This is a genomic window from Cupriavidus sp. WS (assembly GCF_000395345.1).
Lineage (GTDB): Bacteria > Pseudomonadota > Gammaproteobacteria > Burkholderiales > Burkholderiaceae > Cupriavidus > Cupriavidus basilensis_B.
In genome coordinates, this window is the sequence record NZ_AQPL01000454.1 from 1 (window position 1) to 19,558 (window position 19,558).

Annotated in this window: 17 protein-coding genes; 14 read left to right on the top strand and 3 right to left on the bottom strand. The window is 69.7% G+C overall.

Translation table 11 applies throughout. The features are described 5' to 3' along the window. Window positions 1-51: 51 nt before the first annotated feature. Complete coding sequence (ppc, locus tag K206_RS0130870) at window positions 52-3,129, bottom strand: phosphoenolpyruvate carboxylase (RefSeq protein ID WP_020206180.1); 3,078 nt, start codon at window positions 3,127-3,129, stop codon at window positions 52-54. A gap of 71 nt (window positions 3,130-3,200) precedes the next feature. On the opposite strand from ppc, the gene hemC reads away from it, so the two are divergent. From hemC to K206_RS0130885, 3 genes are read left to right on the top strand one after another with little or no spacing between them, the layout of a single operon-like run. After that, entirely contained in the window at window positions 3,201-4,202 is a 1,002-nt protein-coding gene (hemC, locus tag K206_RS0130875; protein WP_029044280.1) for a hydroxymethylbilane synthase, read from the top strand. Window positions 4,203-4,211: 9 nt separating this feature from the next. Beyond that, window positions 4,212-6,419 (top strand): fused uroporphyrinogen-III synthase HemD/membrane protein HemX, encoded by a 2,208-nt coding sequence (gene hemDX / locus K206_RS0130880; RefSeq protein WP_029044281.1) that lies wholly within the window; start codon window positions 4,212-4,214, stop codon window positions 6,417-6,419. A 3-nt stretch (window positions 6,420-6,422) separates the two neighbouring features. Next, a complete protein-coding gene (locus K206_RS0130885; protein ID WP_020206183.1) occupies window positions 6,423-7,613 on the top strand; it encodes a heme biosynthesis protein HemY in 1,191 nt (396 codons plus the stop codon). Window positions 7,614-7,640: 27 nt separating this feature from the next. Here the strand turns inward: K206_RS0130885 and K206_RS0130890 are convergent, their stop codons facing one another. Next, the gene (locus K206_RS0130890; protein ID WP_020206184.1) at window positions 7,641-9,242 is read right to left on the bottom strand and encodes a deoxyribodipyrimidine photo-lyase; all 1,602 of its coding nucleotides are present in this window, start codon (window positions 9,240-9,242) and stop codon (window positions 7,641-7,643) included. 135 nt (window positions 9,243-9,377) lie between these two features. Between K206_RS0130890 and K206_RS0130895 the strand changes: the two genes are divergently transcribed. The 7 genes from K206_RS0130895 (at window position 9,378) to K206_RS0130925 (ending at window position 15,043) form a co-directional block, all read left to right on the top strand. Next, a complete protein-coding gene (locus tag K206_RS0130895) occupies window positions 9,378-10,091 on the top strand; it encodes a 16S rRNA pseudouridine(516) synthase (protein ID WP_020206185.1) in 714 nt (237 codons plus the stop codon). 103 nt (window positions 10,092-10,194) lie between these two features. Then, the gene (locus tag K206_RS0130900) at window positions 10,195-10,767 is read left to right on the top strand and encodes a YqgE/AlgH family protein (protein ID WP_020206186.1); all 573 of its coding nucleotides are present in this window, start codon (window positions 10,195-10,197) and stop codon (window positions 10,765-10,767) included. Continuing rightward, the gene (gene ruvX, locus K206_RS0130905; RefSeq protein ID WP_020206187.1) at window positions 10,760-11,200 is read left to right on the top strand and encodes a Holliday junction resolvase RuvX; all 441 of its coding nucleotides are present in this window, start codon (window positions 10,760-10,762) and stop codon (window positions 11,198-11,200) included. Before K206_RS0130900 ends, ruvX begins: the two co-directional genes overlap by 8 nt. Next, on the top strand, window positions 11,197-11,724 hold the full coding sequence (gene pyrR / locus K206_RS0130910; protein WP_020206188.1) for a bifunctional pyr operon transcriptional regulator/uracil phosphoribosyltransferase PyrR: 528 nt from the start codon (window positions 11,197-11,199) through the stop codon (window positions 11,722-11,724). The genes ruvX and pyrR overlap by 4 nt, the downstream gene beginning before the upstream one ends. Window positions 11,725-11,853: 129 nt before the next feature. Continuing rightward, the gene (locus K206_RS0130915; RefSeq protein WP_020206189.1) at window positions 11,854-12,825 is read left to right on the top strand and encodes an aspartate carbamoyltransferase catalytic subunit; all 972 of its coding nucleotides are present in this window, start codon (window positions 11,854-11,856) and stop codon (window positions 12,823-12,825) included. A gap of 58 nt (window positions 12,826-12,883) precedes the next feature. Further along, window positions 12,884-14,158 (top strand): dihydroorotase, encoded by a 1,275-nt coding sequence (locus K206_RS0130920; protein ID WP_020206190.1) that lies wholly within the window; start codon window positions 12,884-12,886, stop codon window positions 14,156-14,158. 21 nt (window positions 14,159-14,179) lie between these two features. Beyond that, the gene (locus K206_RS0130925; protein ID WP_020206191.1) at window positions 14,180-15,043 is read left to right on the top strand and encodes a 1-acyl-sn-glycerol-3-phosphate acyltransferase; all 864 of its coding nucleotides are present in this window, start codon (window positions 14,180-14,182) and stop codon (window positions 15,041-15,043) included. Window positions 15,044-15,053: 10 nt separating this feature from the next. On the opposite strand, the gene K206_RS0130930 is transcribed toward K206_RS0130925, so the two are convergent. Continuing rightward, window positions 15,054-15,896, bottom strand: coding sequence for a symmetrical bis(5'-nucleosyl)-tetraphosphatase (locus tag K206_RS0130930; RefSeq protein ID WP_020423983.1), 843 nt, complete (start codon window positions 15,894-15,896; stop codon window positions 15,054-15,056). A 198-nt stretch (window positions 15,897-16,094) separates the two neighbouring features. On the opposite strand from K206_RS0130930, the gene rfbB reads away from it, so the two are divergent. Genes rfbB through rfbC form a run of 4 tightly spaced genes read left to right on the top strand, consistent with a single transcriptional unit; the run spans window position 16,095 to window position 19,513 of the window. Then, window positions 16,095-17,159, top strand: coding sequence for a dTDP-glucose 4,6-dehydratase (gene rfbB, locus K206_RS0130935; protein ID WP_020206193.1), 1,065 nt, complete (start codon window positions 16,095-16,097; stop codon window positions 17,157-17,159). Continuing rightward, entirely contained in the window at window positions 17,149-18,093 is a 945-nt protein-coding gene (gene rfbD, locus K206_RS0130940) for a dTDP-4-dehydrorhamnose reductase (protein WP_020206194.1), read from the top strand. The genes rfbB and rfbD overlap by 11 nt, the downstream gene beginning before the upstream one ends. Next, complete coding sequence (rfbA, locus tag K206_RS0130945) at window positions 18,090-18,971, top strand: glucose-1-phosphate thymidylyltransferase RfbA (RefSeq protein ID WP_020206195.1); 882 nt, start codon at window positions 18,090-18,092, stop codon at window positions 18,969-18,971. The genes rfbD and rfbA overlap by 4 nt, the downstream gene beginning before the upstream one ends. Next, complete coding sequence (rfbC, locus tag K206_RS0130950; protein ID WP_020206196.1) at window positions 18,968-19,513, top strand: dTDP-4-dehydrorhamnose 3,5-epimerase; 546 nt, start codon at window positions 18,968-18,970, stop codon at window positions 19,511-19,513. Before rfbA ends, rfbC begins: the two co-directional genes overlap by 4 nt. Window positions 19,514-19,558: the final 45 nt, after the last annotated feature.

Here is a 19,558-nt window from a genome sequence, read left to right on the forward strand (position 1 = left end):
GGCGCCGCCGCGGCCCCGGCGGGGTCAGCGGAATCGGCGGAACCCGCGGAATCAGCCGCTGTTGCGCAGCCCCGCCGCCACCCCGTTGATGGTGAGGTGGATGCCGCGCCGCACGCGGATGTCGTCGCCGTCCTTGCCCGAGCGGTAGCGCTTGAGCAGCTCCACCTGCAAGTGGTTGAGCGGGTCGAGGTAGGCGAAGCGGTTCTTGATCGAGCGCGCCAGCAGCGGGTTGTCGGCCAGGCGCTCCTGGCGCCCGGTGATCAGCGCCAGCATGTCGCAGGTCAGGTGCCACTCGGCGCTGATGCGCGCGAACACGGTCTTGCGCAGCGCCGCGTCCTCGCACAGCGCGGCGTAGCGCGAGGCCACCGCGAGGTCGGTCTTGGCCAGCACCATGTCCATGTTGGACAGCAGCGTGGAGAAGAACGGCCACGACTTGACCATGCGCCGCAGCGTGGCCTGCGCCGCCTTGCGCGCCTTGTCGTCGGGCGCCGCGTCCAGCACCGCCCGGACCGCGCTGCCGAAGCCGAACCAGCCCGGCAGCAGCAGCCGGCACTGGCCCCACGAGAAGCCCCACGGAATCGCGCGCAGGTCCTCGATGCGGCGGTGCTTCTTGTCCATCAGCTTGCGCGAGGCCGGGCGCGAGCCGAGGTTCAGGTCGGCGATCTCGGTGATCGGCGTGGTGGCGAAGAAATAGTCCTTGAAGCCCGGCGTGTCGTAGACCAGGTCGCGGTAGGACGCGAAGGCGCGGTCCGAGAGCTGCTGCATCATCGCCTCGAACGCGGCCAGCTCCTTCGGCGCGTTCTGTGTGGGCAGCAGCGACGCTTCCAGCGTGGCGGCGATCACCGTCTCCAGGTTGCGCCGGCCGATCTCGGCGTTGGCGAACTTGCTGTTGATGATCTCGCCCTGCTCGGTCAGGCGGATCTGCCCGTTGACCGTGCCCGGCGGCTGCGACAGGATGGCCTGGTAGGTCGGGCCGCCGCCGCGGCCGACCGTGCCGCCGCGGCCGTGGAACAGGCGCAGCTTGACCTTGCGCTGCTCGAACAATTGCACCAGCGCCAGCTCGGCCTTGTACAGCTCCCAGTTCGAGGTCAGGAAGCCGCCGTCCTTGTTGGAGTCCGAATAGCCCAGCATCACTTCCTGCTCGCCGCCGTGGTGGGCGATCACCGGGGCGAAGCCCGGCAGCTCCAGCAGCGACTGCATGATGCCGGCGGCGTTGCGCAAGTCCTCGATGGTCTCGAACAGCGGGATCACCATCAGTTCCATGCGGGCCGGGTCGGTCTTGCTGCCGAGCGTGCCGCGCAGCATGCCGGCTTCCTTCTGCAGCAGCATCACCTCCACCAGGTCGGACAGCGTCTCGGTGTGCGAGATGATGTAGTTGCGCGCCACGCGCGCGCCGTAGCGGGCGCGCAGCTGGCGCGCGGTGTCCAGGATGGCGAGTTCGCTGCGGGTCTGCTCGGAGTAGGTGTGCCACGGCAGCGTCAGCAGGCGCGGCTGGCGCAGCTCGGCCAGCAGCAGCTCCAGCTTGCGCGCCTCGGGCAGGCCGGCGTAGTCGGCCTCCACGCCGGCGGCGGCGAACAGCTCGGCGATCACGGCTTCGTGCACGTCGGAGACCTGGCGCATGTCGATCGACGCCAGGTGGAAGCCGAACACGGCGATGGCCTTGGCCAGCGCGTCGATGCGCGTGCGCGCCAGCGCCGCGCCGTGGTGGGCGCGCAGCGAGTCGGTCACCACCTGCACGTCGGCGGCGAACGACTGCGCGTCGGCGTAGGGCGCGGCGTCGGCCACCGGGTGGCGCGGCGCGGCCTGGCCGTTGATGGCCAGGCAGGTGGCCGCCAGGCGCGCGTAGATGCCGATCAGCGCGCGGCGGTAGGGCTCGTCGGCGCGATGGTCGGAGTGGTCGGGCGAGATGTCGGCCAGCGCCAGCAGCTCGGGGCTGGCCTCCACCATCAGGCTGGACATCGACAGCTCGGCGCCGAGCGCGTGCACCTCGTCCAGGTACCACTCCAGGATCAGCGACGACTGCTTGGTCGCGGCCTGCTCCAGCGTGGCCGCGGTGACGTTGGGGTTGCCGTCGCGGTCGCCGCCGATCCACGAGCCCATCTGGAAGAACGGCGCGAGCTGCGCCGGGCCGGCCGCGGCCGGCGCGCCCTTGTGGCGGCGCGAGGCCGGGAACACCGCGGCGATGTCCTCCTCCAGCTCGCTCATCAGCTGCGGGATGCCGCGCAGGAAGCAGGTGCGGTAGTAGGACAGCGCGTTCTCGATCTCGTCCACCACCATCAGGCGCGTGTTGCGCAGCATGCGGGTCTGCCACAGCGTGGTCACGCGCGCGCGCAGCAGCGCGGTGTTGTGCTCGCGCTCGCGCGCGGTCATGGGCAGGTCGCGCTCGGCCAGCAGGCGCGCGATCTCGCGCTCGGCGTCGAGGATGCTCTTGCGCTGCACCTCGGTCGGGTGGGCGGTGAGTACCGGCACGATCAGCGCCTCGTCGAAGAACTGGCGCAGGGTCTTGCCGGACACGCCGGCCGCGTCGATGGCCTGCAGCGCGCGCGCCAGGCTGCCCGGCTGCGCCGGCGAGCCGGCCAGCGCGTGCACGCGGCGGCGGCGGTTGTGGTGCTGGTCCTCGGCGATGTTGGCCAGGTGCGAGAAATAGCTGAACGCGCGCACCACCCAGTTGGTCTGGTCGCGCGACAGGCGCTTGAGCAGGCGGTCCAGCTCGGCGCCGGCGGCGCGGTCGTTCTCGCGGCGAAAGCGCACCGCCATCTGGCGGATGGTCTCGACCAGCTCGAAGGCGGCCTCGCCTTCCTGCTCGCGCACGCAGTCGCCCAGCAGGCGGCCCAGGAAGCGGATGTCCTCGCGCAGCGGCACGTCCTTGTCGCTGGCGCGGCGGGCCGGCGCCGGCGCGGCGGTGGCGTTCGCGGCACTGGCGGCCTTGGTGGGCTTGATGGGCCTGGTGGCCTTGACGGGCTTGGCGGCGTCGGCGGATCGGGGGAGCCGGGCCGGTCTGGCGCCGGCGGCGGGCGGGGCGGGGGGGCTTGCGGGAACCGTGGCCAGGGCCAGGGCGGCATCGGGGGCGTCGGCCCGGCTGGCGGCGGTCTGGCGCCGGCCGGCAGGGCGCGCGGCTTGCTGCGTCATGCAATCTCCTGTTGTCTCGTCTCTCTTATTCGTCGCCTGGAGCGGCTTGGGGTGCGTGCTAACATGCGCGGATGCAAGCATCCGTTCCCCAGTCTTCCTCCGGCGCCGCGCCGCGCAAGCTTGTCATCGCCTCCCGCGAAAGCCGTCTGGCGATGTGGCAGGCCGAGCATGTGCGTGCTGCGTTGCAACAATACTATCCCGCGTGCGATGTGTCCATCCTGGGCATGACGACCCGCGGAGACCAGATTCTAGACCGCACGCTGTCGAAAGTCGGCGGCAAGGGGCTCTTCGTCAAGGAGCTGGAGATCGCGATGGCCGACGGCCGCGCCGATCTCGCCGTGCACTCGCTCAAGGATGTGCCGATGGAGCTACCCGCCGGGTTTGCGCTGGCCGCCATCATGGAGCGCGAGGACCCGCACGACGCGCTGGTGTCGGCGCGCTTCGGCTCGCTCGACGAGATGCCCGCCGGCACCGTGGTGGGCACCTCCAGCCTGCGCCGCGAGGCCGCGCTGCGCGCGCGCTACCCGCACCTGGAGATCCGCCCGCTGCGCGGCAACCTCGACACGCGCCTGGCCAAGCTCGACCGCGGCGATTACGCCGCCATCATCCTGGCCGCCGCCGGGCTCAAGCGCCTCGGGCTGGCCGGCCGCATCCGCGCCGTGCTCGATCCGGTCAGCTCGCTGCCGGCCGCGGGCCAGGGCGCGCTGGGCATCGAGATTCCCGCCGGCCGCCCCGAGCTGGCCGCCTGGCTCGCCCCGCTCAACCACGCGCCCAGCGCGCTGGCCGTGACCGCCGAGCGCGCCGTGTCGCGTCTGCTGGGCGGCTCCTGCCAGGTGCCGCTGGCCGCCCACGCGCGCTGGGACGGCGCGCAGCTGCGCATCGACGCCTCCGTGGCGCTGCCCGACGGCAGCCGCAGCGTGCGCGCCAGCGCCGCGGCGCTGGTCGCGGGTGACGACGCGGTGGCCCGCGCCGAGGCGCTCGGCAGCGCCGTCGCCCGCGACCTGCTCGACCAGGGCGCCGCCGGCATCCTGGCCGCGCTGGCGGATCCGGCTTCGCCGCAAGCTCCCGCCTGAGGCCGGCCCATGCCCCGCCCGACCGTCGTTGTGACACGACCCGCCGGGCAGTCCCGGCAACTGACCGAGGCGCTCTCGGCAGCCGGCCTGGACGTGCTCGGCTTTCCCCTGCTGGCGATCGGCCCCGCCGCCGACGAAGGCCCGCTGCGCGCCGCGCTGGCGCAACTGGCGGACTTCGCGCTGGTGGTCTTCGTCAGCCCCAATGCCGTGGCCTTCGCGCTCGACGCGCTGGCCCAGGTGCAGGACAAGCCCGCGCCGCGCTGGCCCGAGGCCGTGCCGCTCGCGGTGGTCGGCCCGGCCAGCGTGGCCGCGCTGGCCGAACGCGGCATCGCCGCGCCCGCCTGCCGCGTGATCGCGCCGGCGGGCAGCCATGCGCATGAGGCGGACGGCGCCGGCCTGGCCGACAACGGCGACGGCGCCGACAACGAAAACGGCAATGGCAATGGCAACGGCGGCGACAGCAGCAACGGCAACGACGGCGGCGACACCCGCTTCGACTCCGAAGCCCTGTGGCAGCAGATCGACAGCCAGCTCGGCGCGGCGGCGCTGGCCGGGCGCCAGGTCCTGATCGTGCGCGGCAACGGCGGGCGCGACTGGCTGGCCGAGCGCCTGCGTGGCGCCGGCGCCGAGGTGCGCGCCGTCGAGGCCTACCGGCGCTCGGTGCCCGCGCCCGGCAGCATGCAGTGGCAGGCCGTGCGCGACGGGCTCAAGCCGGGCGCGCCGCCGCAGGCGTGGCTGCTGACCAGTTCCGAGGCCGTGCGCAATCTCGACGGCATGGCCCGCGAAGCGCTCAGCCCGCAGGAGCTGGCGGGCCTGCGCCAGGTGCAGTGCATCGCGCCGCATGCGAGAATCGCCGAGCAGGCCGCCGCGCTGGGCTTCGCGCACGTGCTGCGCGCCGCGCCGGGCGACGAAGGCCTGCTCGCCGCGTGCCGCCAGTGGGCCCAGGCCCACGCCGGCCCGCCCGCGCCGATGCCGGCGCCGGCATCGGCACCGTCCGCCGTGGCGCCGGTGGCGCCGCCGCCGCCGGCCTTGCCGGACAACGCTTCCTCCGCCATATCGTCAACAACGCCAACGAAGGCCGATCGCGTGACGCAAGAACATACCGCTACCGCTCCTCCCGCCACCAGCCCGCCGCCCGCGGCGCCGCCCGCCCGCGGCGCGGCGCGCGTCAGTCCGTGGTGGCTGCTGCTGGTCCTGCTGATCCTCGCCATCGGCGGTGGCTTCTGGTGGCTGCAGAACCGCGTCGAGCACCTCACGCAGGAACTGGCGCGGCGCCAGCAGAGCAACGACGCGCTGGTGCAGGAAACGCGCGTGCTGTCGCGCAACGCGCAGGATACGGTCAAGGAGCTGCAGGCCAAGGTCGGCGCGCTCGACGGCCAGCTCGGCGAGGCGCGCGACAAGCAGTCCGCGCTCGAGCAGGTCTACCAGGACCTGATGCGCAACCGCGACGATTGGGAAATCGCCGAGATCCAGCAGCTGCTGACCAACGCCGGCCAGCAGCTTCAGCTGACCGGCAACGTGCAGGTGGCGCTGGCCGCGCTGCAAAGCGCCGACACCCGCCTGGCGCGCACCGACAAGCCGCAGTACAACCTGCTGCGCCGGGCCATCGCGCGCGATGTCGCGCGCATGAAGGCGGTGCCGGACACCGACCTGACCGGCGCCGCCATCAAGCTCGACGAAGCCATCAACCAGGTCGACACGCTGCCGCTGCTGTCGAGCGAGCGCATGCTCGAGCGCAGCGAGGCCGACGCGCGCAAGGCCGAGGCGACCACCAGGGCCGAGGCGAAGCCGGACAAGGGCAATACGAAGAACGTGGCGCGCAGCGCCGCCGCGCCGTCGGTGGGCAACGCCGTGGCCGGCTGGTTCGGCGGCCTGTGGGACAGCGTGCGCGACGAGCTGACGCAGGTCATCCGCATCCGCCGCGTGGACGACGCCCAGGCGCTGCTGCTGACCGGCGACCAGGGCTGGTTCCTGCGCGAGAACGTCAAGCTGCGCCTGCTCAACGCGCGGCTGGCGCTGCTGTCGCGCAACGAGCCGGTGTTCCGCAACGACCTCGCCGCCGCGCAGGCCATGATCGGCCGCTATTTCGACACCAAGTCGCGCCGCGTGCAGGCCGCGCTGACGCTGCTCAAGCAGGCCCAGGCCGGCGCGGTGTCGGTGCAGCTGCCGACGATGGCGGAGAGCCTCGGCGCGCTGCAGGCGCTCAAGAAGGAGTAGCGCATGCGGCTTCTGTTCTGGGTGGCGATCCTCTTTGGCGGCGCGGTCGGGCTGGCGCTGTTTACGCAATTCAACCAAAGCAACGTGGTGCTGTTCTACCCGCCGTACCGGGTCGAACTCTCGCTCAACCTCGCGCTGGCCCTGCTGCTGCTGGCGTTCTTCGTGGTCTGGACCATCCTCACCACGGTGCGGCACCTGTCGGAGATGCCCGGGCGCGCCGCCGCCTACCGCGAGCGCAGCCGCATGAACCGCGCGCAGGCCGCGTTGCGCGAGTCGATCGAGAACCTGTTCGCCGGCCGCTTCGCGCGCGCCGAGCGCACCGCGCGCGAAGCCCAGGCCTGGCCCGAGCAGGCCCAGACCGCGGCGCTGATCGGCGCGCGCGCCGCGCACCGCATGCAGGAAATGGAGCGGCGCGACGCCTGGATGGCGCAAGTCACCGACCCCGAGCGCGAGCAGGCGCGGCTGGTGTCGATGGCCGAGCTGCTGGTCGACGCGCGCGACGCCGAAGGCGCGCTGGAGACCATCGCGCAACTGCAGTCGCAGGGCGCGCGCCAGATCCACGTGCAGCGCATCGCGCTGCGCGCGCACCAGCACCTGAAGAACTGGTCCGAGGTGCTGCGCCTGGCGCGCTCGCTGGAAAAGCGCAACGCCATCCACCCGGTGCTGGCGCTGCGCCTCAAGCAACTGGCCTGCGAAGCGCTGCTCGAAGAGCGCCGCCACGACGCCGAGGCGCTGCAGGACCTGTGGCGCTCGCTGTCGGCCGACGAGCGCCGCGCCGCGCGCATCGCCGAGCCCGCCGCGCGCTACTTCGCCGCGCTGGGCCGCCAGGACGAGGCGCGCAAGATCGTGGAAGACGCGCTCAAGGTGAACTGGGACAGCCGGCTGGTGCTGCGCTATGCCGAATGCGCCGAGCCGGGCCACGCGCTGCCGCAGATCCAGCAGGCCGAGAAATGGCTGGTGCAGCATCCGGTCGACGCCGACCTGTATTTCGCGCTGGGCATGCTGTGCCTGGGCGAGAAGCTGTGGGGCAAGGCCCAGTCGAGCTTCGAGCGCGCGCTGCGGTACGCCGACGACGAATCGCAGCGCCGGCTGCGCGTGCGCGCGCACCTGGCGCTGGGCCGGCTGTACGAAGAGACCGAGCGGCCCGAGGAAGCGCAGAAGCACTATCGCGAAAGCGCCATGCTGGCGGCGTAGCGAGGTAGCGGCCGCCGCGCCGGGCGCTCATCCGGCCGGCTTGCCGCCCGCGTCGTCGGGAATCGCCTCCGCCTCCGACTTTGTATCCGCCTCGCCCGGACCGCCGTCCGGGCGTTTTTCCTTCACCACCGCGTAACGCGCCAGCGTCTCCCTGCGCGCCACGTCGTGCTGCACGAGCGGGCGCGGGTAGTCCTCGCCGAGCTTCACGCCGGCGGCGGCCAGCACGTCGTCGGGCGCGGTCCACGGGGCGTGGACGTACTTGTCCGGCAGCCGCGCCAGTTGCGGCAGGTACTTGCGGATGAAGCGCCCCTGCGGATCGAACTTCTGCGACTGCGTGACCGGGTTGAAGATGCGGAAGTAGGGCTGCGCGTCGCAGCCGGTCGAGGCCGCCCACTGCCAGCCGCCGTTGTTGGCGGCCAGGTCGAAATCGTTGAGCTGGTCGGCGAAATACTGCTCGCCGCGCCGCCAGTCCACGCCGAGGTCCTTGACCAGGAAACTGGCCGCCACCATGCGCAGGCGGTTGTGCATGTAGCCGCTCTGCCGGATCTGCAGCATGGCCGCGTCCACCAGCGGGTAGCCGGTGCGGGCGTCGCGCCAGGCCTGGAAATAGCGCTCGCCGGTGTCGCCGTCCACCCAGCGGATGGCGTCGTAGGCTGCATGGAACGCCTGCCCGGCGGCCACGCGCGGATGGTGGTGCAGGATCATGAAATAGAAGTCGCGCCAGATCAGCTCCGACAGCCACGTCGCCGCGCCCGCGCTGTCGGCGCCGCCGCGCAGCACCGCCTCGTGGGCCGCGCGCGCCAGCGTGCGGATCGAGAGCGTGCCGAAGCGCAGGTGCACCGACAGGTAGCTCGGTCCGCGCAGCGCGGGAAAGTCGCGCCGCCGGGCGTAGTCGCCCATGCGCGCGAGGAAGTCGCCGAGCAGCGCGTGGGCGCCGGCGCTGCCCGCCGGCATGGCGATCTGGGCCAGGTTGGACGGCGCGAAACCCAGCGCGCGCAGCGTGGGCAGCGCCCGCGCGTGGGCCCTGGGGACCGGGGCGAGCGCCGGCAGGTAAGGCTCGACCGGGTAGGGCTTGAGGTCGAACGGCAGCAGCGCCTTGAGCCAGGCGTTCTTGTACGGCGTGAACACCGAGAACGGCGTGCCCTGGCCGGTCAGGATCTCGTCGCGCTCGAAGACCGCCTGGTCCTTGAAGGTGAAGAAGGCGCGCGCCGCCGCCGCCAGCGCCTGGCCGACGTCGGCATCGCGCGCCTGCGCGGCGGGCTCGTAGTCGTGGTTGGCGAAGACCGCCTCCGCGCCCAGTTCGGCGGCCAGCGCGGGGATGGCCGCGCGCGCCGCGGCGTCGAGCACGATCAGGCCGCCGCCGGCCGCCCTGAGGGCGGCGTCCAGCGGCGCCAGCGAGGCGAGGATGAACTCCACGCGGCGGTCGGCGGCAAGGCTGCGCGCGCGCAGCGCGGCGAGGATCTCGCGGTCGAACACGAACGCGCACCACACCCGGCGGCAGTGCTTGAGGGCATAATGCAGCGCCGCGTGGTCGTCGGCGCGCAGGTCGCGCCGGAACCAGACCAGGCCGCGTTCGAAGCGCCGGTCGATCCGGTAGGGCTGGCGCGTGCCGGCGGGCGGGGTGGGCAAGATCGGCGTTCCTCGGGATTGAAGCCTGCTACCCTAGCACACGGGCGGCCGGAGGCCGCGCCGCGGCGCCGGCTTTGCATGCCGGTGCATATACTTCCCGATTTTTCCAGCATTCCAGACAGCAAGAAGCAAGACATGGCCACCACACTCGACCGCATCCTCCAATCGCAAGGCTTCGGCACCCGCCGCTACTGCGGCGACCTGATCGGCGCCGGCCTGGTCGAGGTCGACGGCGTGCTGTGCGAGGACCCGCGCGCGCAGTTCGAGATCGACGGGCTGCGCCTGACCGTGGACGGCGAGGAATGGATCGGCCACACCAAGGCCTACCTGATGCTCAACAAGCCGGTCGGCTACGAATGCTCGCAGCGCCCGCGCCACCATCCCAGCGTGTACAACCTGTTGCCGGTGCCGCTGCGTCAGCGCGAGGTGCAGGCGGTGGGCCGGCTCGACCAGGACACCACCGGGCTGCTGCTGCTGTCGGACGACGGCCAGTTCATCCACGCCCAGACCTCGCCCAAGAAGAAGGTGCCCAAGGTCTACGAGGTGACGACCGCCGAGCCCGTCACGCAGGCCCAGGTCGACGCGCTGTTGGCCGGCGTGCAACTGGAGGACGAGCCGGCGCCGCTTGCCGCCGTGGCCTGCGAGGCCACCGGCGAGCGCGGCCTGCGCCTGACCCTGTCGGAGGGCAAGTACCATCAGGTCAAGCGCATGGTGGCGGCGGCCGGCAACCACGTGGAGGCGCTGCACCGCAGCGCCATCGGCGGGCTGGTGCTGGAGCCGGCACTGGCGCCGGGCGAATGGCGCTGGCTCACGCCGGACGACCTCGCCGCGCTGGCGCGCAAGGAATAGGGCGCGCGGCAACGCGCGCCGGGGCCGGAAGGGTGTTCATGTTGCAGTGCGGCATGGGCGAATCTTTTCCGGACGGACGGCTTTGATTTGATAAAATGCAGGGATGGCGACGCTGGAAGCCCCAATCAATCTCACCAATCAGTTCCTGATTGCCATGCCCGGCATGGCAGACCCGACCTTTTCGGGTTCCGTCGTCTATTTGTGCGAGCACAACGACCGCGGCGCGCTGGGCCTGGTGATCAACCGGCCTATCGACATCGACATGGCCACGCTGTTCGACAAGATCGACCTCAAGCTCGAGATCCAGCCGGTGGCGCAGCAGCCCGTGTATTTCGGCGGTCCGGTGCAGACCGAGCGCGGTTTCGTGCTGCATGATCCGGTCGGCATCTACGTCTCGTCGCTGGCGGTGCCCGGCGGGCTCGAGATGACCACCTCCAAGGACGTGCTCGAAGCCGTCGCCAACGGCAGCGGCCCGCACCGCTTCCTGCTCACGCTCGGCTACGCCGGCTGGGGCGCCGGGCAGCTCGAGGACGAGCTCAGCCGCAACGGCTGGCTGACGGTCCAGGCCGATCCCGAGATCATCTTCAGCGTGCCGCCCGAAGAACGCTTCGCCGCCGCCATCCGCCTGCTGGGCATCGACTTCACCATGCTCTCGGGCGAGGCCGGGCATGCCTGAGGGCGCAGCGGCGTCCACGCCGCCGGGCCCGCTGCCCGCCGACGGCACCGTCCTCGCCTTCGACTACGGCGAGAAGAAGATCGGCGTGGCGCTCGGCAACTTCATCACGCGCGAGGCGCGCCCGCTCGTCATCCTGCCCAATCCCACCGTGGCAGCCCGCTTCGAGGCGGTGGCCGCGCTCGTCAGGGAATGGGCGCCGGTGCGGTTCGTGGTGGGCATGCCGGTCAACCCGGACGGCGGCGAGCAGCCTTCCATGCGCCTCGCCCGCCGCTTCGGCAACCAGCTCAACGGCCGCTTCGGCCTGCCGGTGGAGTGGGTCGACGAACGCTACACCTCGCGCCTGGCCCAGATGGCCGGCTACCGGCCCGGCGAGCTCGATGCCGAGGCCGCCCGCCTTATCCTGCAACAGTACTTCGACCAGCATCCCCTATGACCCAGACTTCCTCTCCAGACGCCGAGGCGCTCTATCGCACGCTGCGCGACCAGGTGCAGGCCGCGCTGCCTGACGCCGAGCGTGCGCAATGGTCGGTGGCCGGCATCCATTCCGGCGGCGCCTGGATCGCCGAGCGGCTGGCCGCCGACCTGCATCTGGCCGGCCACGGGGTCATCAACGTCGCCTTCCACCGCGACGACTACGCCAAGAAGGGCCTGCACAGTCAGGCCCAGCCGACCACGCTGCCGTTCGACGTGCAGGACCGCAAGATCCTGCTGATCGACGACGTGCTCGCCACCGGCCGCACCATCCGCGCCGCCGTCAACGAACTGTTCGACTACGGCCGCCCGGCCCGCGTGGCGCTGGCCGTGCTGGCCGACCGCGGCGGGCGCGAGCTGCCGGCCGCGGCCGACTTCGTCGCCGCGCACGTCGAGCTGCCGCCCGGCACCACGCTGGTGCTGTCGCACGAGGGCAGCGGCGCCGGCATGCGTTTCGCCTTCGCCGTCGAGGCCACCGGCAACTGAGGCCGGCGCATGGCCGGGCCGGGCGCGCGCGGGCGGATGCCCGCCACGCCGGGCCGGCCTGCAAGCTCAGCAACGAACCAGACCGCTCCAGACCAGCCAATCGCCGCCGCCCGGCTCTCTTCCACTGCCATGATCAAGACGTTCCGCAACCCGCAACTGACCAAGAACGGCGAGCTCAAGCACCTGCTGTCGATCGAAGGCCTGTCGCGCGAGATGATCGCGCACATCCTCGACACGGCCAGCCAGTTCGTCTCGCTGTCCGATTCCGACCGCGACGTCAAAAAGGTGCCCTTGCTGCGCGGCAAGAGCGTGTTCAACCTGTTCTTCGAGAACTCCACACGCACCCGCACCACCTTCGAGATCGCCGCCAAGCGGCTCTCGGCCGACGTGCTCAACCTGAACATCAACGCGTCCTCGACCAGCAAGGGCGAGTCGCTGCTCGACACCATCAACAACCTGTCGGCGATGTCGGCCGACATGTTCGTGGTGCGCCACGCCAGCTCCGGCGCGCCCTACCTGATCGCCGAGCACGTCGCGCCGCACGTGCACGTGATCAACGCCGGCGACGGCCGCCACGCGCACCCCACCCAGGGGCTGCTCGACATGTACACGATCCGCCATTACAAGCAGGACTTCACCAAGCTCACGGTGGCCATCGTGGGCGACATCCTGCACTCGCGCGTGGCGCGCTCCGACATCCACGCGCTGACCACGCTGGGCGTGCCCGAAGTGCGCGCGATCGGCCCGCGCACGCTGCTGCCGTCCGGCCTGGAGCAGATGGGCGTGCGCGTGTTCCACAACATGGAAGAAGGGCTCAAGGGCGTCGACGTGGTCATCATGCTGCGCCTGCAGAACGAACGCATGAGCGGCGCGCTGCTGCCGTCGGCGCAGGAATACTTCAAGGCCTACGGCCTCACGCCCGAGCGGCTGGCGCTGGCCAGGCCCGACGCCATCGTGATGCACCCCGGCCCGATGAACCGCGGCGTGGAGATCGACTCCGCCGTGGCCGACGGGCCGCAGTCCGTGATCCTCAACCAGGTGACCTTCGGCATCGCCGTGCGCATGGCGGTGATGGGGATCGTGGCCGGGAACCACGACTGACCGCGACCGCACTCCAGCGCCACAGCCAGAACAACCGCAACAAGCCAAGCGACACGATATGAAGATCCACATCAAAGGCGGCCGCCTGATCGACCCGGCCGCGAACGTCGATGCGCAGCAAGACCTCTACATTGCCGCCGGCAAGGTCGTCGGCGTCGGCAGCGCGCCGGCGGACTTCCACGCCAACAAGACCATCGACGCCAGCGGGCTGGTCGTCTGCCCCGGCCTGGTCGATCTCTCCGCGCGCCTGCGCGAGCCCGGCTACGAATACAAGGCCACGCTCGAATCCGAGGTGGCCGCCGCCACCGCCGGCGGCGTCACCAGCCTGGTCTGCCCGCCCGACACCGATCCGGTGCTCGACGAGCCCGGCCTGGTGGAAATGCTCAAGTTCCGCGCCCGCACGCTCAACCAGACCCACGTCTATCCGCTCGGCGCGCTCACGCTCGGCCTCAAGGGCGAAACGCTGACCGAGATGTCGCAGCTCACCGAGGCCGGCTGCATCGGTTTCTCGCAGGCCGAAGCCCCGATCCGCGACACCCGCGTGCTGCTGCGCGCGCTGCAATACGCGCAGACCTTCGGCTTCACCGTGTGGCTGCGCCCCGAGGATCCCTACCTCGGCGGCGGCGTGGCCGCCAGCGGTGCGGTGGCCTCGCGCCTCGGCCTGTCCGGCGTGTCCGTGATCGCCGAGACCGTGCGCCTGCACACCATCTTCGAACTCATGCGCAGCACCGGCGCGCGCGTGCACCTGTGCCGCCTGTCCTCCGCCGCCGGCATCGAGCTGGTGCGCCAGGCCAAGCGCGAAGGCCTGGCCGTGACCTGCGACGTCAACATCCATCACGTCTCGCTGACCGACATGGACATCGGCTACTTCAACTCGCAGATGCGCTTCTCGCCGCCGCTGCGCGGCAGCCGCGACCGCGACGCCATCATCGCGGGGCTGATCGACGGCACCATCGACGCGCTGTGCTCCGACCACACCCCGGTGGACGACGACGAAAAGCTGCTGCCCTTCGCCGAAGCCTCGCCGGGCGCCACCGGGCTCGAACTGCTGCTGCCGCTGACGCTGCGCTGGGCCGAGCAGCACAAGGTCCCGCTCGCCAGCGCGCTCGCCCGCATCACCTCCGAGCCCGCGCGCGTGCTGGGCCTGCCCGCCGGCACGCTGGCCAGCGGCAGCACCGCCGACATCTGCATCTTCCACCCCGCACAGGAATGGAAGGTCGAGCGGCGCGCGCTCAAGAGCCAGGGCAAGAACTCGCCGTGGCTCGGCTACGACATGCGCGGCCGCGTGCGCGCCACGCTCGTCAGCGGCCACGTCGTCCACGAACTGCACTGACACCGTGCCGGGGAGCCACGCATGATCTGGCTGCGCAAGACCGCGCTGATCCTCCACCTGCTGCGCGGCATCGTCACCTGCGCGCTGCTGTTCCCGTGGCTGGGCGCCGAGTCCCGGCGCTGGCACATCCGGCGCTGGTCGCGCCGGCTGCTGCGCATCTGCGGCATCACGCTCGAAGTCCAGGGGCTGGAGCCGGGCGAACTGCCGCCGCGCGGCGCGATGGTGGTGTCCAACCATATCTCCTGGCTGGACATCTACGTCATCAATAGCTGGTACCCGCCGCGCTTCGTCGCCAAGTCGGAGATCCGCGACTGGCCCGTGATCGGCTGGCTGTGCGGCCACACCGGCACCATCTTCATCGAACGCGCGCGCAAGCGCGACGCGCACCGCGTGCTGCACGCCATCACCGACGTGATGCTGCAGGGCGACCTCGTCTGCGTGTTCCCCGAAGGCACCACCACCGACGGCACCAGCGTGCTGCCGTTTCACGCCAACCTGATGCAGGCGCCGGTTTCCGGCGGCCTGCCGGTGCAGCCGGTCGGGCTGTCCTACCTCGACGCCGCCACCGGACAGCCGACCACCGCGCCCGCGTACATCGGCGACCTGAGCTTGCTCGACACGCTCAACGCCGTGCTGCGCTCCGGCCCGATCACGGCGCGCCTGAGCTTCGCTCCCGCGCTGCACGCAACGTCGACCAGCCGCCGCGAACTGGCCGAAGCCGCGCGCGAAGTGGTCAGCCACCTGAGCCAGGGCGCCCGGCAGCACGCCGTGGACGCGGTCGTGCGGGTCAACAGCGCCAGCGCCGCCGGCCGCGCGGCCGCGCCCGCCGACGACCTGCCCGGCCTCGCGGACGACGGCTCGCCCGCGCCGGCTACGTCGCAATAAACCGGCTGCGCTAGGCCAGCGGGTCGCAGTACTGCGGGCACTCGACCTGCACCAGCGTCCGCCCGGCCGGATCCGCGGTCAGCCGCGCGGCGGTCAGCTTGCCGCCCCAGACGCAGCCGGTATCCAGCGCCATCAGGTTCGGCCGCATCACCAGCCCGAGCGTGGACCAGTGGCCGCACACCACGGTGGTGTCGGCCGTGCGGCGGCCCGGGGCGTCGAACCACGGCATGACCCCGGCCGGCGCATCGGCAAGCCCCTCCTTGGTTTTCAGGTCCATCACGCCATCCGCGCTGCAAAAGCGCAGCCGCGTGAGCGCGTTGACGACGACGCGGTGACGCTCGATGCCGCGCAGGCCGTCGCTCCAGCGGTCGGCGCCGTTGCCGAAGATGTCGGCGAGAAAACCCTGCCAGTTGGCGCCCCGGAGCTGTTCCTCGATCTCCTGGGCAAGCTCCACCGTCTGCGCGGCGGTCCACTGGGGCAATACACCGGCATGGACCAGCAGGAATCCCCCCTCGCGGATGGCCAGCGGCCGGTGCCGCAGCCATGTGATCAATTCATCGCAATCCGGCGCGCCAAGCATCTCGTCCAGCGTATCGCTGCGCCCGCGCTTGCGCACGCCCGCGGCCACCGCCAGGAAATGGATGTCGTGGTTGCCGAGCACCGATTCGGCGCGCGCGCCGAGGGCGCGCACGGTGCGCAGCGTCCGCAGGGAAGCGGGGCCGCGGTTGATGAGGTCGCCGACGAAGCGCAGGGCGCTGTCGGTGGGAAGGCGGGAGAGCAGTTCGTCGAACGAACCGGCGCAGCCTTGGAGGTCGCCGATGGCGAACTGGTGTGTATCAGGCATGGATTGCATGGTCGAAATAACGGGCAGGGCCTGGCGACGGTTTGCTCCCGCGTGAACGGCAAGTTCGGCTGGGCGCGCCCTAGGGTGGGATAGAATACCGCACACCTTCTCAGCGTGCGTTTCCCGTCCTCTGGATCAGTCGGAGCCGACGGGCACTTTGTATTGGCCCGAGAGCCAACTCCATTCCAAGGCAGGGAGCGAAAAAGCTTGTCCCATATTCTCGTCACCGGTGGCGCCGGTTTCATCGGCGCCAATTTTGTCCTCGACTGGCTCGCCCAGCCGGGGGCGGACGGCATCGTTAACGTCGACAAGCTGACCTACGCCGGCAACCTCAAGACGCTGGCCTCGCTGGAAAATGACAAGCGGCATGTTTTTTCGCGCACCGACATTTGCGACCGGGCCGCACTCGACCGGCTTCTTGCCGAGTATCGACCAAGCGCGGTCGTCCATTTTGCCGCGGAAAGCCACGTGGACCGCTCCATTCACGGCCCCGGCGAATTCGTCCAGACCAATATTGTCGGCACTTTCACGCTGCTGGAGTCTGTCCGCGCCTATTGGGCTGCATTGAAACGCGAAGTGCAGGCGGGCTTCCGCTTCCTGCACATTTCGACCGATGAGGTCTTCGGTTCGCTCGGCGCCGACGATCCGCAGTTCTCCGAAACCACGGCCTACGCGCCCAACAGCCCCTATTCGGCATCGAAGGCGGCATCCGATCACCTTGTGCGGGCCTATCACCACACGTATGGGCTGCCTGTTCTGACCACCAATTGTTCGAACAATTACGGACCCTATCAGTTTCCAGAGAAGCTGATTCCGCTGGTAGTGGCGAATGCGCTGGCCGGCAAGCCGTTGCCAGTGTACGGCGACGGTCACAATGTACGCGACTGGCTGTACGTCGGCGATCACTGCGCTGCAATTCGCGAGGTGCTGGCGCGCGGGCGCGTAGGTGAAACCTACAATATTGGCGGCTGGAACGAAAAGACCAACATCGAGGTCGTTAGTCTCTTGTGCAAGCTGCTCGACGAAATGAAGCCGAAGGCAGCTGGCTCCTACGCGGACCAGATCACCTTCGTGACCGATCGCCCCGGGCATGACCGGCGCTATGCCATCGACGCGGGCAAGCTGGAGCGCCAACTGGGCTGGAGGCCCGCCGAGACGTTCGAATCCGGCTTGCGCAAGACCGTGCAGTGGTACCTGGAGAACCAGGCGTGGGTGCGCGACGTGACGACCGGCGAATATCGAAACTGGATCACCAGGCACTATGCGGCCTGACGCCGCGCGCGCTCCCGTCATCCTGCTGACGGGCAGCAATGGCCAGGTGGGGTTCGAGCTGCGTCGCAGCTTGTCCTCGCTCGGAAAGGTGGTCGCGCTTGACCGGCATGGCTGCGATCTCGCGCGGCCGGATGCGATTCGGCATGTGGTACAGCACTATCGGCCTGAGATCATTGTCAATGCGGCAGCCTATACCGCCGTCGACCACGCCGAGTCCGACGCGGATCATGCCTTCGCGGTCAACGGCACGGCGCCAGGCATCCTGGGTGAGGAAGCCCGGGCCCTTGGTAGTCTGCTGGTGCACTATTCCACCGACCATGTGTTCGACGGCCGCAAGCCGGTGCCCTATGTCGAGACCGACGCCTGTGAGCCGCCGTCCGTGTATGGCAAGAGCAAGCGCGCGGGGGAGACCGCCGTGATTGCTTCTGGCGCCATGCATCTGGTGTTCCGCACCAGTTGGGTGTTCGGTGCCCACGGCGAGAACTTCCTGAAGACGATCCTGCGCCATGCGCGGCAGCATGACAGCCTGCAGGTCGTCTGCGACCAGTTTGGCGCGCCGACCGCGGCCGCGCTTGTCGCCGACGTCACCGCGCACGCGGTCAGGGGTTTTCTGCGAAAGAGCCAGCGCCGGAGGGCCGCGGATTTGGTGGATTTCCCGCAAGGTATTTTTCATCTTGCTGCTACCGGCGCAACGAACTGGAACGCATATGCGCGCGAGGCCGTGGAAGTCGCCGCGATGCTCGGGATGCCAATCCGCGCTCGGGGCGATGCGGTCGTGCCGGTGGCATCGTCGGACTATCCGATGATTGCGCCACGGCCCGGCAATGCCAGGCTGGACTGCACCCGCCTGGAGCAATGCTTTGGCCTGCACATGCCGCCCTGGCAGGACGGCATGCGGCAGGTACTAGAACAACTTATTCTCGACACGCCATGACACGCAAGGGCATTATCCTCGCCGGAGGCTCGGGCACGAGACTGTATCCCGCCACCCTCGCGGTATCGAAGCAACTGCTGCCCATCTACGACAAGCCGCTGATTTACTATCCACTGAGCACGCTGATGCTCGCGGGAATCCGCGACATCCTGATCATCTCGACGCCGCAGGACACGCCGCGCTTCGAGCAACTCCTAGGCACGGGTGAGCAGTGGGGCATTCATCTGTCTTATGCGGTCCAGCCAAGGCCGGACGGGCTGGCGCAGGCATTCCTGATCGGCGAGTCATTCCTCGCTGGCGCTCCCGCGACGTTGATCCTTGGCGACAATATCTTCTATGGGCACGATCTGGTCGCGATGCTCCGGCGTGCCGCGGCGCGCCCGGATGGCGCGACTGCCTTTGCGTACCGAGTGCAGGACCCGGAGCGCTACGGCGTGGTCCAGTTCGATCGTGAAGGTCGTGCTATCAAGCTCGAAGAAAAACCCGTTGCGCCGAAATCCAACTATGCGGTGACCGGCCTCTATTTCTATGACGGCGACGTGGTCGAGGCCGCCAAGAACGTGCGGCCGTCTGCACGCGGAGAACTCGAGATCACGGACATCAACTCGTGGTATCTGGAACGCGGTCGGCTCAACGTGGAAGTGATGAGCCGCGGCTACGCATGGCTCGATACCGGCACGCATGAGTCGATGCTGGAGGCAAGCCAGTTCATTCAGACCATCGAGCATCGTCAGGGGCAGAAGGTGTGTTGTCCGGAGGAAATCGCGTGGCGCTTCGGCTGGATCAGCCGGGATGAGTTGGCTGCGCCGGCCGAGCCTTTGCGCAAGAATACCTATGGCCGCTATCTGTTTGGCTTGTTGGCCGAGGCTGAGTTATGAATGTGGTGCGTACCGCGATCCCCGACGTGCTGGTGCTGAAGCCAACCGTTCACGGCGATGCACGTGGAATTTTCTTCGAGAGCTTCAACCGGCGCACATTCGCCGCATCCATCGGACGCGACGTGGACTTCGTGCAGGATAACCAGTCGCGCTCCGCGCGCCACGTCCTGCGCGGGCTGCACTATCAGATCACACATCCGCAGGCCAAGCTGGTCCGGGTAATTCAGGGTGAGATTTTTGACGTGGCGGTGGACCTGCGCCGAGCCTCGCCGACGTTCGGCAAATGGGTCGGGCATAAGCTGTCTGCCGAGAGCCGGGAAATGACATGGGTACCGGAGGGATTCGGGCACGGGTTCCTGGTTCTTTCCGAGTTTGCCGACGTGCTTTACAAGACGACCGACTACCGATTCCCGGGGGCGGAGCGTGTGCTGCGGTGGAGCGACGAGACCCTGGCGATCGACTGGCCGGTACGCGACGGGCTGGTTCTTTCCGAGAGAGACAGGGCGGGGCAGCCGTTGGCGGATGCCGAGGTTTATCAGTAGGTATTGACGGGCAGGAAGCGGGGGAGTGTCAGTATTTTTGTGTTT

Coding starts and splice junctions, on each gene's coding strand:
- hemC (WP_029044280.1), top strand. CDS start 3,201: ATGCAAGCATCCGTTCCCCAGTCTTCCTCCGGCGCCGCGCCGCGCAAG.
- ruvX (WP_020206187.1), top strand. CDS start 10,760: ATGCCTGAGGGCGCAGCGGCGTCCACGCCGCCGGGCCCGCTGCCCGCC.
- K206_RS0130915 (WP_020206189.1), top strand. CDS start 11,854: ATGATCAAGACGTTCCGCAACCCGCAACTGACCAAGAACGGCGAGCTC.
- rfbA (WP_020206195.1), top strand. CDS start 18,090: ATGACACGCAAGGGCATTATCCTCGCCGGAGGCTCGGGCACGAGACTG.
- rfbD (WP_020206194.1), top strand. CDS start 17,149: ATGCGGCCTGACGCCGCGCGCGCTCCCGTCATCCTGCTGACGGGCAGC.
- hemDX (WP_029044281.1), top strand. CDS start 4,212: ATGCCCCGCCCGACCGTCGTTGTGACACGACCCGCCGGGCAGTCCCGG.
- rfbC (WP_020206196.1), top strand. CDS start 18,968: ATGAATGTGGTGCGTACCGCGATCCCCGACGTGCTGGTGCTGAAGCCA.
- K206_RS0130900 (WP_020206186.1), top strand. CDS start 10,195: ATGGCGACGCTGGAAGCCCCAATCAATCTCACCAATCAGTTCCTGATT.
- K206_RS0130925 (WP_020206191.1), top strand. CDS start 14,180: ATGATCTGGCTGCGCAAGACCGCGCTGATCCTCCACCTGCTGCGCGGC.
- K206_RS0130885 (WP_020206183.1), top strand. CDS start 6,423: ATGCGGCTTCTGTTCTGGGTGGCGATCCTCTTTGGCGGCGCGGTCGGG.
- K206_RS0130920 (WP_020206190.1), top strand. CDS start 12,884: ATGAAGATCCACATCAAAGGCGGCCGCCTGATCGACCCGGCCGCGAAC.
- ppc (WP_020206180.1), bottom strand. CDS start 3,129: ATGACGCAGCAAGCCGCGCGCCCTGCCGGCCGGCGCCAGACCGCCGCC.
- pyrR (WP_020206188.1), top strand. CDS start 11,197: ATGACCCAGACTTCCTCTCCAGACGCCGAGGCGCTCTATCGCACGCTG.
- K206_RS0130895 (WP_020206185.1), top strand. CDS start 9,378: ATGGCCACCACACTCGACCGCATCCTCCAATCGCAAGGCTTCGGCACC.
- K206_RS0130930 (WP_020423983.1), bottom strand. CDS start 15,896: ATGCAATCCATGCCTGATACACACCAGTTCGCCATCGGCGACCTCCAA.